Source organism: Micromonospora sp. NPDC049497 (assembly GCF_044465805.1).
GTDB lineage: Bacteria > Actinomycetota > Actinomycetes > Mycobacteriales > Micromonosporaceae > Micromonospora.
This window is the reverse complement of the sequence record NZ_JBITMC010000003.1, coordinates 324884-338155: the sequence shown is the minus strand read 5'-3', so window position 1 is coordinate 338155 and position 13272 is coordinate 324884. Positions and strand designations below refer to the sequence as shown.

Below are 13272 nucleotides of genomic sequence, written 5' to 3'. Positions count from 1 at the left end.
CCGTTGCCGTTGGGCAACGAAACATCGGCCCTGACCCGCGTCTGACCTTTGATTGTTCGGCAGGTGTCTCAGCTCACCTAATAATCGATGGAAGTTGGCGGTGGATTGCGCTTCAATGGAGTCACCAGGGGCTGACAACCGAATAGCCAGGAGGAGAGCCACCATGAGCATGATCGAGCGAATCCGTAACCGCCGCGACGCCAGCCGCCGCGCCCGCGCCATCGAGAGCGCGCTGCGCTCCGCGAACTCCCCGGCGGTCCGTGACGAGATCCTCGCCATCGCCCAGCGTCACATGCGCTGACGCTCCACGACATTCCTCGCCTCCTCACGATCGATGGCCCGCCCGGTCCGCCCGGGTGGGCCATCGGCGTTTCACACCCATTGACACCGGGATTCCCCCTCGCCGCAGCGCCCGGTACGGTGGGGCTCGGTCGTCGCCCGCCCGCCGGAGCGGGCATGTCGATCGAAGCTGTTCGACACCACACGGCAGCGGGGAGTCACGACCGGTGCTCCCACGAGCCCCGCTGGGGCTCACCGGATACCGTGCTGGGAGCCGGCACGGCCGGTGCCGACCGGCGACGCCGGCCGCGGCGCCGACAGGCGACCGGCGGCCGACAGGTGATGGAGGAGGCGCACGCATGACGTCCGAGGGCACGCACCACCCCGGCCAGGAGCCGGACGAGGTGTCGCCGGGCGCCGGCGGACCGGCGCCGTACGGCGACCGGCCGGCGCAGCAGGACAACGGGTACGGCGCCCCCGATCTCGGCTGGGCACCTCCGCCGCCGGCGCGCACCACCCCCGCCGCACCCGCCTGGGCGGCCCACGACAACCAGCCCGCCGCACCCACCTGGGGTGCCGCCCAGGTGCCGCAGCAGGCCGAGGCGAACGCGCCCGACCCGTGGAACCAGGGCAACGGCGGCCAGCCCTGGCCGGGCGCGGCCGAGCAGCCCGGCCGGCCGGCCGGCGAGCCCGACCAGCCCGCGTGGGCGCAGGCCGGGCCCGCCGTTCGCGGTGCGGCGCAGGTGCCGCAGGCCGCCGGCGCCTGGCCGGCCCAGGACTCCCCCGCCCAGCCCGGCTGGGCCAACGACCAGCAGGACCCGGCGCAGTCCGGCGGCTGGGCCGATGGTGCTCCCGCCCACGACCCGGCGCAGTCCGGCGGCTGGGCCAACGGCGCCCCCGGCCGGGACGACCGGCCACAGCAGCCGGACTGGGCCGCGCAGGAGGACCCGGCGCGCTCCGGCGGCTGGCAGCAGCAGAACTCCTGGCCCCCGCCCGAGCAGTCGTCGCCGGCCTGGGCGCAGTCCGAGCCGGCCGCCGCCCGTGGCGCGGCCCAGGTGCCGGCCGCGCCCCCGGCTCCGCCGAACTGGCCCAGCCAGGACGATGCCGGCCACTCCGGCGGCTGGACCACCGGTGCCGCGCAGGAGCCGGCGCAGTCCGGCGGCTGGGCCAACGGCGCCCCCGCCCAGAACCCGGCACAGTCCGAGGGCTGGGCCAACGATGCTCCCGCCCAGGACCCGGCGCAATCCGGCGGCTGGGCCGGCCCGCAGGACCAGGCGCAGGCCGGCGGCTGGTCGCCCCACCAGCAGGACCAGGGCCACTCCGGCGGCTGGGCCGCCAACCCCCACGACGACCGGCCGCAGCAGCCGGAGTGGGCCGCACAGGGCGACGGATCCGCCTGGAACGGCGGCGCGGAGCAGCCCGCCGCCGGTCGCGCCTCCGCGCCGGTCGAGCAGGCACAGGGCGAGTGGCCGGCCCGCGCCGCGGCCGGCACGGCATCGGTACCCTCGCCGCCTGACGACCGCGAAGGGCCCGGCTGGAGCCCCGCCGAGTCCACCGCGACCCCGCCGGGCCGGGCGACCGCGTCGATCCCGGGTGACGGCGGTCCGCCCGCGTGGGCCTCGGCCGGGAACCTGCCGCAGCGGAACAGCGCCGACCGCGAGTCCGTGCCGGACGTCCAACCGTGGGCGGCGAGCGAGGCGTGGGGCCACTCGGACCCGGCGGAGCAGGCCAACTCCCGGGCCGGCGACGACTGGGAGCAGCCTCGCGGCGAGGAGACGCCGATCTACCAGCCGCGCCCCGCGCCGGGAATCTCGCCGGCCAACGCGGTCCCGCTGCCCAGGCAGGAGCAGCGCGTGCCGGGCGCCAGCCTGGCCGCGTCCCCGCCCGCCGACTACGCCCCGCCCGCCCAGTACGCGCCGGTGTCCGGTCAGCCCGCCCACGTCGAGCCGTCCGGCCGCGAGGGTGGCGCGACTGCATACGAGCCGGAGCAGCACTGGGGGCTTGGCGCTCCCCGGCACGACGAGCCGCAGTCCCCGGCCGGTCCGCTGGTACCCGCACCGCGCACCTCTCCGGAGTCGGCCGGCCGGGCCTCCTTGCCGGCAGCCGGTGGCGAGGGCGGCAGCATCTCGGCGAGCGCCTCCGTGCCGCTGGCCAGCCGCGTCATGCCGCCGACCGACCAGGCCCTGCGACCGGGTGGCACGCCCGCGCCGCAGCCCCGGGTGTACGGCCGCCCGGCAAGGCCGGAACCGGCGGAGGAGCCGTCGCACGACGAGGGAACCCCTCCGCCGCCCCGCTTCGGCGCGGCCCCCGAGAACCGGTTCGACCAGGCCCCCGACAACCGCTTCGAGCAGGGTCCCGAGAACCGGTTCGAGCAGGGTCCTGACAACCGCTTCGACCAGGGCCCCGACCAGCGGTTCGGGCAGGGCCACGACAACCAGCTCGACCAGGGTCCGGACCAGCGGTTCGGGCACGGGCCGGAGAACCGGTCGGAGCAGGACCAGGACAACCGGGACCGCCCGGTGACCGCCGCCTTCGCGGCCGCGCCGGTCGCTCCCGCCTCCCCGGCGGCGCCTCCGGCGTTCCCGACCGGCATGCCGGCGTTCGTCGACGCCCCGGCCAGCGACCGGCCGGTCAACGGCGTACGGCCGCACAGTGGTGCGGAGCGTCCCGCCGAGCGCTTCGGCGCTCCGGCGAGCGGCGCAGCGAGCGTCAACGGCAGCGGCTTCGGTCCGGGCCCCGGGGACCCGGCGCGCGGCGGCGGTGCCTACCCGCCCGCGTTCCCCCCGCCGCCGCAGCCCTCCGAGCCGTCCTGGGACCAGGGCGCGTCGGAGCAGGACCAGGGGCGGTTCGACGCGTTCAAGCCGATCGCCGAACCGGCCGCCGACGCGCCCACCCCGAAGGTCCGTAACGGCCGGGTGCTGGCCGCGGTGCTGGTCGCCGCAGTGCTGATCCTGACCATCCCGCTGGGCCTGCTTCAGCTGCTCGGCAAGATCGGCGATGACGAGCCGGCACCGGCCTACGAGATCGGTAGCTGCGTCAAGCAGGCGGGCACCGGCCCCGCCGAGGTCGACTGCGCCGAGGAGGGCGCCTTCACTGTGGTGTCGAAGGTGGACACCAAGGAGAAGTGCGCCGACCCGGCGCAGCCGCACGTGGTGCTGCCCGGTGACGGCGCCAACCGGGTGCTGTGCCTGAAGCCGGCGGTCGGCTGAGCGTACGGACGACAGGGGCGGGGCCACGGGTGACCGTGGCCCCGTCGCCGTCTCCGGGTCGGATGTGATCGACCCCGCTCGGGGTACCGCCCGGCGGCGGCGTGCGGGTCCGGCAGACTGGGGCTCATGAGCGCACGAGTACGCGCGCCGGAGTTGCGCGGCCGAGGCTGGCTGAACACCGGTGGGCGAGAGCTGAAGCTGTCCGACCTGCGGGGCAAGATCGTCATCGCGGATTTCTGGACCTTCTGCTGCATCAACTGCCTGCACGTACTCGACGAGCTGCGCCCGCTCGAGGAGAAGTACGGCGACGTCCTCGTCGTGATCGGCGTGCACTCGCCGAAGTTCGAGCACGAGAAGGACGCGGACGCCCTGGCCGCCGCCGTCGAGCGGTACGGCGTGCACCACCCGGTCCTCGACGACCCCGAGCTGGGCATGTGGCAGCAGTACGCGGCCCGCGCCTGGCCGACCCTGTCGGTGATCGACCCCGAGGGCTACGTGGTGGCCACGATGGCCGGGGAGGGGCACGCCGAGGGGCTGGCCCGCCTGATCGACGACCTGGTCGTCACCCACGAGGCGAAGGGCACCCTGCACCGCGGCGAGGGCCCGTACGTCCCGCCGGCCGAGCCGGAGACCACGTTGCGGTTCCCCGGCAAGGCCGTGGTGCTCGACGGCGGGAACCTGCTGGTGTCGGACTCTGCCCGGCACTCCCTCGTGGAGCTCGCTCCGGACGGCGAGACGGTGATCCGGCGGATCGGCAGCGGCGACCGGGGCCGGGCGGACGGCCCCGCCGGGGCGGCCACCTTCTCCGAGCCGCAGGGGCTCTGCCTGCTCCCGGCGCACACGGCCGAGGTCGCCGGCTACGACCTGGTCGTCGCGGACACGGTCAACCACCTGCTGCGCGGCGTGCACCTGGCCACCGGTGAGGTGGTCACGGTCGCCGGTACCGGCCGGCAGTGGCGCTCCGCGGTCGACGACCACTCGCACGACGCGCTCTCGGTGGACCTGTCGTCGCCGTGGGACCTGGCCTGGTACGACGACAAGCTGGTCATCGCCATGGCCGGTATCCACCAGCTGTGGTGGTTCGACCCGATCAAGCGCACCACCGGCATGTACGCGGGCACCACCGTGGAGGCCCTGCGCGACGGGCTGCTGGCCGAGGCGTGGATGGCCCAGCCGTCCGGCCTGTCGGTCTCCGCGGACGGCACCCGCCTGTGGGTGGCCGACAGCGAGACCAGTGCGATCCGGTACGTCGAGAACGAGGTGCTGGGCACCGCCGTCGGGCAGGGGCTCTTCGACTTCGGGCACGTCGACGGTCCGGCCGGGCAGGCGCTGCTCCAGCACCCGCTCGGCGTGTGCGCGCTGCCGGACGGCTCGGTGCTGATCGCGGACACGTACAACGGCGCGGTCCGGCGCTTCGACCCGGAGACGAACAAGGTCTCCACGGTCGCGGACGGGCTCGCCGAGCCCAGTGATCTGGTGCTCACCCCGGCTGGTGAGGTGCTCGTCGTGGAGTCGGCGGCGCACCGCCTGACCCGACTCGCCCCGGGCGCGCTCACCGCCGCGGGGGCGAACACGGTGGACGGCCCCCGGCACCGCACCGAGCGCAAGCCGACCGACGTCGCGGCCGGGGAGATCACCCTCGACGTGATCTTCACGCCCGCACCGGGGCAGAAGCTCGACGAGACGTACGGGCCGTCCACCCGGCTGGTCGTCTCCGCCTCCCCGCCGGAGCTGCTGGTCGAGGGGGCGGGCACGGGGACGGAGCTGTCCCGGCGACTGGTGGTCAACGGTGACGTGGCGGAGGGTGTGCTCCAGGTGACCGCCCAGGCGGCGACCTGCGACGCCGACGTCGAGCACGCGGCCTGCCACCTCACCCGGCAGGACTGGGGCGTACCGGTCCGGGTGGTCCCCGACGCCGCGACCCGGCTACCGCTGGTGCTACGCGGCCTCGACGCCTGAGGGCGACGCCGGCCCCGACTCAGGATCGGCAGTTTCCCGGAAAGTGTCGCCTCCGCGCGCGCCGAGGCGACACTTTCCGGGAAACTGCGCGGATCTTGGGGTGAGTTCAGCGTGCCCGTCCTGTCACGCGAACGGAGTGAGCGTGACGCCGGCGTCGATGAGGGTGGCGCGGACCAGTTCGGCCGCGCGCACCGCGCCGGGGTTGTCGCCGTGCAGGCAGATCGACTCCACCGGGCAGGGGATCACGCTGCCGTCGACGGCCACCACGGTCCGCTCGGTGGCCATCCGGGCCGCCCGCTCGGCCACCTCCTCCGGGTCGGTGACCAGCGCGTTCGGCGCGGTCCGGGGCACCAGTCGGCCGTTGGGCAGGTAGCCCCGGTCGGCGAAGCCCTCGCCGACCACGCGCAGCCCGGCTCCCATGGCGAGCTGGGCGACCACCGAGCCGGGTGAGCAGAGCAACGGCAGCTGGTCGTCGTACTCCCTGAGGGCGGCGACCACGGCCGCCGCCTGGGACTCGTCGCAGGCGGCGGCGTGGTAGAGCGCCCCGTGCGGCTTCAGGTAGCGCACCCGGGTGCGGAACAGCCGGCAGAACGCGTCGAGGGCGCCGAGCTGGTAGGTGATCTCGTCGCGCAGCTCCGCGAAGGCGTACGCGATGTGTCGCCGGCCGAAACCGGCGAGGTCGCGGTAGCCCACCTGGGCGCCGACGGCGACCCCGCGTTCGGCGGCGGCCTCGCAGACCCGGCGCATGGTCGACGCGTCCCCGGCGTGGAAGCCGCATGCGACGTTGGCGGAGGTGACGAGGTCCAGCAGTGCCGTGTCGTCGCCGAGCCGCCAGATGCCGAATCCCTCGCCGAGGTCAGCGTTGAGGTCCATGAAATCTCACCGTAGTGCCTGGGCGCGCCTGTGCGAGCGGGGTCACGTCGTCCACCACTCCGATGACCGGGTACCCGCCGGTGGTCGGGTGGTCGGCGAGGAAGACCAGCGGTTGGCCGTCGGCCGGCACCTGCACCGCGCCGAGGACGATGCCCTCGCTGGGCAGTTCCCCGGCCACCGCGCGGGGCAGCGGTGCGCCGGTCAGTCGCGCGCCGACCCGGTTGCTCAACGGGCTCACCGCGTACGCGCTGCGGAGCAGCCGGTCCCGCGCGGCGGCGGTGAACCAGTCGTCGCGGGGACCGAGGCGTACGGTCAGCCGCACCTCGTCGGGGACCGGTGGCGCGACGGTGACGTCCACGGGGGCGGGCGGTCCGGCCGGTGCGCCGACGGGCAGCCGGTCGCCGTCGCGCAGCGGGGGCGGGCCGAGGCCGGAGAGGGTGTCGGTGGCCCGACTGCCGAGCACCGGCTCGACGGCGATCCCCCCGCCGACGGCGAGCCAGGTCCGCAGGCCCGCGCGGGGGGCGTCGACGCGGAGCACCGCCCCGGCCGAGACGGACAGCGGCCGGCCGGTGTCTCCGGGGCGTCCGCCGACCCGTACGGCGACGTCGGCACCGGTGAGCGCCACGGTGGCGGCCAGTCGGAACCGCAGCTCGCAGCCGGTGAGGGTGATCTCCAGGCCGGCGGCGGACTCGGGGTTGCCGACGAGCCGGTTGGCCAGCCGCAGCGCGTCCGGGTCGAGCGCACCCGATCGCGGTACGCCGAGGTGCGCCCAGCCGGGCCGACCCAGGTCCTGCACGGTGGTGAGCGCACCGGCGCGGAGCACCTCGATCACGGCTGTCGCGCCGGGACCAGCCGGACGCGGGTGCCGGGGGCGAGTCGGGCCGGCGGGTCGGCGTGCACGTCGAACAGGGTGAGCGTGGTCCGCCCGACGAGCAGCCAGCCGCCCGGGGACGCGGTCGGGTAGATGCCCGCGTACGGGCCGGCCAGGGCGACCGAGCCGGCCGGCACCCGGGGGCGCGGCGAGGGCAGCCGGGGCACCGACAGGTCGGCCGGGAGCCCGGTCAGGTACGCGAACCCGGGCGCGAAGCCGCAGAAGGCCACCCGGAACGCGGTGCCGGCCATCCGGTCGACGACCGCCGCCACGTCGACACCCCAGTGGTCGGCGACGGCGGGCAGGTCCTCCCCGTCGTACGTGACGGGGACGTCGACGCTTCCGGCGGCGGCCGTGGTGGTCAGGGGTTCCGGGGTCCAGCCGGCGACGACGGCGGCGGTGGCCACCGGGTCGGGTACGCCGTCCAGCAGGACGGTCGTCGCGGCCGGGACGATCTCCAGGGCGGCCAGGTCACCCCGGTCTCGGCGGCGCCACAGCTCGGCCCGCCACGCCTCGACCCGGGCGGCGACGTCCGGGGTGCCGGGCGGCGTACCGCCCGGCTCGGGTTCGGCGCAGTCGAGCAGCAGGGCGTGGGTGCCGACCGGTCGGATCCGCATCCCGCCATCCTCCCCGATCGATCCCCCGCACCTCGGGTCACCCGGCCCGACATGTCTCGTGACCGGCGGCACTACCAAGAAGTAACCTACGGTGTCGTAACCTGTGGGGGTGACCACCTCCGCACCGCTTCGCCTGAAGCCGGTCGACATCGGTAAGCCCCGGATGCGCGGCTGGCTGCACACGTACGCGTTCTTCGTCGCGCTGGTCTGCGGCATCGTGCTCTGCTCGATCGCCGCGTCCCGGCCCGGCTGGGCACCGCTGGTGAGCTGCCTGATCTACAGCCTGACCGTCTGCGGCCTCTTCGGCACCAGTGCGCTCTACCACCGCCGGGTGTGGTCCGAGCGCGGCTACCAGATCATGCGCCGGATGGACCATTCGATGATCTTCCTGTTCATCGCCGGCACGTACACGCCGTTCTGCGTGCTCCTGCTCGACCCCCGCGCGGCGACGATCATGCTCGCACTGGTGTGGGGTGGGGCGCTGGGCGGAGTGGCGCTCAAGATGGTCTGGCCGCACGCCCCACGCTGGGTGTCCGCCCCGCTCTACCTGGCCCTCGGCTGGGTGTCGGTGGCCATGCTGCCCGACATCCTGCACGAGGGTGGCGTGACCGCCCTGGTGCTGCTGGCCGTCGGCGGTGCGATCTACAGCGTCGGCGCGGTGTTCTACGCGCTCCGCCGGCCCAACCCGTGGCCCACCGTCTTCGGCCATCACGAGTTCTTCCACGCCTGCACGCTGGTGGCGGCGGTCTGCCACCACATCGCGATCTACTTCGCCCTCTTCGCCTGACGCCCGCACAGGAACCGGGGGCCCCGCGCCGTTGCGGAGCCCCCGGTGGCTGGAGATCAGGGGTCAGATGGTCCGGCCCGGCCGGCGCACCTCGCGGTACTCCTCGACGACCCGGTCGTCCTGCACCGGCACGACGGGGTCGGCGACGACGCGCTCCCGCCGGACGGTCGTGGGGGGCGCGACGGCGGTGCGACGACGCGAGTTCCAGAAGTAGAGGGTGGTCAGCAGCCCGGCCAGGCCGGCGAGCATCAGCACCCAGCCGACCACGGCGAGGTCGAGCCAACCCAGGTTCGCCTCCACGGCGAACGCGAAGATCGCACCCAGTGCGATCAGGAAGATACTGGCGCCAATGCCCATCTCGTCGCCTCCTCGGCTGTCACCTGGCGTATCCGTCCACCGCGGCCATCGATGAGGTTGCGGCTCCCTCGACTTACCCCGACGGTGAGATCCCCAATCGGGCAAGCTGGGGAGATGACGGACGCACACACCCGGGAACGGACGCTGGTGTTGTTGCGGCACGCCAAGGCCGAGCCGCCCGACGAGGGACCGGACGCCCAACGCCCGCTGGCCGCTCGGGGGCGCGCCGACGCGGCCGCCGCCGGCGCCTGGCTCGCCCGGCACGACCTGCTGCCCGACGTGGTCCTCTGCTCGACGTCGCGGCGCACCCGGGAGACGTGGCACGGGGTGGCGTTGGGCATGACCGGCACTCCCCCGGAGGGCGGTTCCGCCGGGCCGGCTCCGGCCGTCCGCTACGAGCCGGACGCGTACGAGGCACAGCCGGAGGATCTCCTGGCCCTGGTGCACCGGGTCGACCGGGCAGCCCGCACGGTACTGCTCATCGCCCACAACCCGGGCATCTCGCTCCTGTCGGCGCTACTCGACCCGGAGCGGGCGGACCGGGAGGGCCTGCGGAGCTGTGACGTGGTGGTGCACCGGACGGCCGCTGACTGGGCGCGGCTGGACCGGGGCCTCGCCGCCATCACCGCCCGGCACACGGCACGCGGCTGAGCCACCCGCCGGCGGGTGCGACAGGTGGCCCGGGTGGTGCGTGCGGTGGCGTCTCCCCGCTCAGGAGGGGGGCGCCGTCGGCGGCGGCGGGTCGGGCGGCGGCGGCATCATCGCGGTCGGGTGCGACAGCCGGTTCTCCTCCACGATGAGGGTTCGTGCCCGCTTGCGCCGGTCCTGCCAGAACCAGAGCGTGGTGAGCAGTACGCCCAGCCCGGCCAGGATGAACACCCAGCCGACCGCGCGTAGATCCACCCACCAGACGTTCGCCCGGATGGCGAAGGTGAGGATCGCGCCGATGGCGATCAGGAAGATCCCGCTACCAATGCCCATGTGCGCTGCACTCCCCCGTGCGGTGGCTCTGGGCGTTCTCTGACGTACCCCCGCGACGGTTACCCGCCACGCCGACGGGTTATCCGGTGTGCGCCGGTCAATCGCCGGCCGAACGGACGACGGCCGGCGAGCCGTAGCCCGCCGGCCGTCGTGACCAGCTCATCCCCGGGTCGTGCCCGGGCCCACCGCACCGCGCAGCGGTACGGGGTGACTCAGAAGGCCTCCTCCGGGAGGTCCATGACGTCGAGGTCGGCAGCCTCGATGATCCGGCGGTCGGAACCGAGGCGCGGCAGCACCTCGCGGGCGAAGAACCGGGCGGCGGCCACCTTGCCGGTGTAGAACGCCTGGTCGGCGCCGGACACCTCGCCGGCCAGCGCCTTGAGCGCCACGTCGGCCTGCTTCTGCAGCAGCCAGGCGACGACCAGGTCGCCGATGGCCAGCAGGAACCGCCGGCTGCTCAGGCCGACCTTGTAGAGCGCCCGGGTGTCGCCGCCCTGCGCCTCACCCAGCCAGCCGGTCATCACGCCGAGCATGGTCTGGATCTCGGCGAGCGCCTTGCCGAGCGCCTGCCGCTCCACCTTGAGTTGGCCGTTGCCGCCCTCGGTGGCGATGAACTCCTGGATCTCGCCGGCGATCGCCATCAGAGCCTTGCCGTTGTCCCGGACGATCTTCCGGAAGATCAGGTCGAGGCTCTGGATCGCCGTGGTGCCCTCGTACAGGGTGTCGATCTTGGCGTCCCGGACGTACTGCTCCAGGGGGTAGTCCTGGAGGAAGCCGGAACCGCCGAAGGTCTGGAGCGACTCGTGGCCGAGCAGCTCGTACGCCCGCTCGGAGCCGACGCCCTTGACGAGCGGGAGGAGCAGGTCGTTGACCCGCTTCGCCAGCTTGATGGCCTTCTCGTCGCCGGCCGCCTCGGCGATGGCGACCTTGTCCTGCCAGGAGGCGGTGTAGCAGACCAGGGCACGCAGGCCCTCGGCGTACGACTTCTGGAGCAGCAGGGACCGGCGGACGTCCGGGTGGTGGGTGATGGTCACCCGCGGCGCGGTCTTGTCGGCCATCTGGGTCAGGTCGGCGCCCTGCACCCGGTTCTTGGCGTACTCCAGGGCGTTCAGGTAACCGGTGGAGAGGGTCGCGATCGCCTTGGTGCCGACCATCATCCGGGCGTACTCGATGATCATGAACATCTGCCGGATGCCGTCGTGCTTCTCGCCCAGCAGCCAGCCCTTCGCCGGTACGCCGTGCTCGCCGAAGGTCACCTCGCAGGTGTTGGAGACCTTCAGGCCCATCTTGTGCTCGACGTTGGTGGCGAAGACGCCGTTGCGCTCGCCCAGCTCGCCGGTCTCCTCGTCGAAGTGGAACTTCGGCACGACGAAGAGCGACAGGCCCTTGGTGCCGGCACCGCCGACGCCCTCGACGCCGACCGGGCGGGCCAGCACGTAGTGGACGATGTTGTCACTCAGGTCGTGCTCACCGGAGGTGATGAAGCGCTTGACACCCTCGATGTGCCACGAGCCGTCCGGCTGCTGGATGGCGCGGGCACGGCCGGCGCCCACGTCCGAACCGGCGTCCGGCTCGGTGAGCACCATCGTGGAGCCCCACTGCTTCTCGACGAAGAGCTTGGCCCACTTCTTCTGCTGCTCGGTGCCCTCGACGTGGAGCACGTGCGCGAAGGACGGGCCGGAGGAGTACATCCAGATCGGGGCGTTGGCACCGAGAACCAGCTCGGCGATCGACCACCAGAGCGCGCGGGGGGCGTTGCTGCCCTCCAGAACCTCGGGCAGGTCCAGGCGCCAGAACTCGGAGTCCATGAACGCCTTGTAGGACTTCTTGAACGACTCCGGCAGCGGCGCGGTGTGCGTCGCCGGGTCGAAGACCGGCGGGTTGCGGTCGCTGTCCGTGTAGCTGGCCGCGAGGTCCTCGCGGGCCAGGCGGTCGACCTCGGAGAGGAAGCTGCGGGCGGTGTCGACGTCCAGCTCCGTGTATGGCGCCTGGCCGAACGTCCGGTCCGCCCCGAAGACCTCGAAGAGGTTGAACTCGAGGTCCCGAAGGTTGCTCTTGTAGTGGGTCATGCTCGCTGGCCCCGCTTCCGGACAGGTGTTACCGATCAGTAACTCCAGACTGTATTACTCGCGGGTAGCCACGACAAGCCGATCGTGAAAGTGACAGCTATTACACACCTGCGGTTCAGCTCTCGGCGGCGCCGACCTCCCAGCTCGGCACGGCGGCGGTCACGCCGGTACGCGAGCCCCGGTACTCCATGAGGACCAGCGCGATGTCGTCGTCGAGACCACCACGCACCCACTCGACCAGGGCGGTCTCCAGCGAGGCCAGCCCGTCGCCGACCGTGCCGTGACCGAGCAGCCGCCAGGCGCGGTCGGCGGTCGGGAAGAACTCGCCGTCCCGGCGTGCCTCGCCCAACCCGTCGGTGAAGAGCAGCAGCCGGTCACCGGGCTCCAGCCGCTCGACCCGGGGCCGGACCACCGGCATGAACCCGAGCGGCGGAGCGGGCGCCGGCGGCTCCAGCGGGATCACCGCGCCCCGGCGCAGCAGCAGCGGCGGCGGGTGCCCGCAGTTGACGATCGTGAGCGTGCCACCCCGCTCCTCGACCAGGGCGGCGGTGACGAAGTCCTCGTCGCCCACGCTGCGGGCCACCGCCCGGTCCAGGTCGGCCACGACGGCCCGCAGGTCGGCCCGCTCGTACGCCACGTGCCGGTACGAGCCCAGCACGATGCTCGCCAGCCGGACCGCGTCCAGGCCCTTGCCGCGGACGTCTCCGATGATCATGCGGACGCCGTACGGGGTGTCGACCGCCTCGTACAGGTCGCCGCCGATCTCGGCCGTGGCGGTGGACGAGATGTAGCGGGCGGCCACCGAGAGCGTGCCGACCTGGGGACCGAGCGGCCGGAGCACCGCCTGCTGGGCGACCGCGGCGAGCTTGGACAGCTCGGCGATCTGCTCGGCCTGCCGCTCCCGTACCGATGCTGTCGCCGCCGCGATCGCCGTGCCGAGCGCGATGCCGGCGACGGCGACGGCGGTGGAGAGCGAGACGGTCCGCTCGCCGAGGGCGAAGCTCGCCCCCAGCACGGTGGCGGCGGCACCGACGCCCAGCACCACCCGCCAGGACGCCAGCGCGGCGGCGAGGAAGGGCCCGGCCACCATCAGCGCGATGTAGTTCGCTCCGCGACCGTCGGCCAGCTCCACGGCGGACACGATTGCGAGCAGGACGAGGGCCGCGCCGAGACCGGCGCGGGATCCGGGGCTCAGTGGGCCGCGGCCCGACTGGAAGGCTTTCGTACGTACACCGGACAGCATGCCCGATGGACGTGAACTGGTGAATGA

12 protein-coding genes are annotated in these 13272 nt (G+C 73.7%); 5 read left to right on the top strand and 7 right to left on the bottom strand.

All coding sequences use genetic code 11. The features are described from left to right. Positions 1-163 precede the first annotated feature (163 nt). From ACIBR0_RS07160 to ACIBR0_RS07150, 3 genes are all read left to right on the top strand, one after another. Positions 164-301, top strand: a complete 138-nt coding sequence (locus tag ACIBR0_RS07160; protein WP_357038084.1) for a hypothetical protein — start codon at positions 164-166, stop codon at positions 299-301. Between the two features lie 337 nt (positions 302-638). Continuing rightward, positions 639-3488: a hypothetical protein gene (locus ACIBR0_RS07155; protein ID WP_396713107.1), complete on the top strand. Its 2850-nt coding sequence runs from the start codon at positions 639-641 to the stop codon at positions 3486-3488. Between the two features lie 126 nt (positions 3489-3614). Next, positions 3615-5447 carry an NHL domain-containing thioredoxin family protein gene (locus tag ACIBR0_RS07150; protein ID WP_396713105.1) on the top strand — a complete coding sequence of 611 codons (1833 nt, stop codon included), beginning with the start codon at positions 3615-3617 and terminating at the stop codon, positions 5445-5447. A gap of 123 nt (positions 5448-5570) precedes the next feature. On the opposite strand, the gene ACIBR0_RS07145 is transcribed toward ACIBR0_RS07150, so the two are convergent. Genes ACIBR0_RS07145 through ACIBR0_RS07135 form a run of 3 tightly spaced genes read right to left on the bottom strand, consistent with a single transcriptional unit; the run spans position 5571 to position 7808 of the window. Continuing rightward, positions 5571-6320 carry a LamB/YcsF family protein gene (locus tag ACIBR0_RS07145; RefSeq protein WP_396713103.1) on the bottom strand — a complete coding sequence of 250 codons (750 nt, stop codon included), beginning with the start codon at positions 6318-6320 and terminating at the stop codon, positions 5571-5573. Beyond that, positions 6304-7152 (bottom strand): biotin-dependent carboxyltransferase family protein, encoded by an 849-nt coding sequence (locus tag ACIBR0_RS07140; RefSeq protein WP_396713101.1) that lies wholly within the window; start codon positions 7150-7152, stop codon positions 6304-6306. The genes ACIBR0_RS07145 and ACIBR0_RS07140 overlap by 17 nt, the downstream gene beginning before the upstream one ends. After that, on the bottom strand, positions 7149-7808 hold the full coding sequence (locus ACIBR0_RS07135) for an allophanate hydrolase subunit 1 (protein WP_396713099.1): 660 nt from the start codon (positions 7806-7808) through the stop codon (positions 7149-7151). Before ACIBR0_RS07135 ends, ACIBR0_RS07140 begins: the two co-directional genes overlap by 4 nt. A 109-nt stretch (positions 7809-7917) precedes the next feature. On the opposite strand from ACIBR0_RS07135, the gene ACIBR0_RS07130 reads away from it, so the two are divergent. Then, positions 7918-8595, top strand: a complete 678-nt coding sequence (locus tag ACIBR0_RS07130; RefSeq protein WP_357033561.1) for a hemolysin III family protein — start codon at positions 7918-7920, stop codon at positions 8593-8595. 63 nt (positions 8596-8658) lie between these two features. Here ACIBR0_RS07130 and ACIBR0_RS07125 read toward each other — a convergent pair whose 3' ends face one another. After that, positions 8659-8952, bottom strand: coding sequence for a DUF6458 family protein (locus ACIBR0_RS07125; RefSeq protein WP_396713097.1), 294 nt, complete (start codon positions 8950-8952; stop codon positions 8659-8661). A 114-nt stretch (positions 8953-9066) separates the two neighbouring features. On the opposite strand from ACIBR0_RS07125, the gene ACIBR0_RS07120 reads away from it, so the two are divergent. After that, the gene (locus ACIBR0_RS07120; RefSeq protein WP_396713095.1) at positions 9067-9603 is read left to right on the top strand and encodes a SixA phosphatase family protein; all 537 of its coding nucleotides are present in this window, start codon (positions 9067-9069) and stop codon (positions 9601-9603) included. A 60-nt stretch (positions 9604-9663) separates the two neighbouring features. Here the strand turns inward: ACIBR0_RS07120 and ACIBR0_RS07115 are convergent, their stop codons facing one another. From ACIBR0_RS07115 to ACIBR0_RS07105, 3 genes are all read right to left on the bottom strand, one after another. After that, positions 9664-9933 carry a DUF6458 family protein gene (locus ACIBR0_RS07115; RefSeq protein ID WP_013730795.1) on the bottom strand — a complete coding sequence of 90 codons (270 nt, stop codon included), beginning with the start codon at positions 9931-9933 and terminating at the stop codon, positions 9664-9666. A gap of 212 nt (positions 9934-10145) precedes the next feature. Next, positions 10146-12002, bottom strand: a complete 1857-nt coding sequence (locus ACIBR0_RS07110; RefSeq protein WP_396713094.1) for an acyl-CoA dehydrogenase — start codon at positions 12000-12002, stop codon at positions 10146-10148. Between the two features lie 115 nt (positions 12003-12117). Further along, on the bottom strand, positions 12118-13245 hold the full coding sequence (locus ACIBR0_RS07105; protein WP_396713093.1) for a PP2C family protein-serine/threonine phosphatase: 1128 nt from the start codon (positions 13243-13245) through the stop codon (positions 12118-12120). Between the last annotated feature and the right edge of the window lie 27 nt (positions 13246-13272).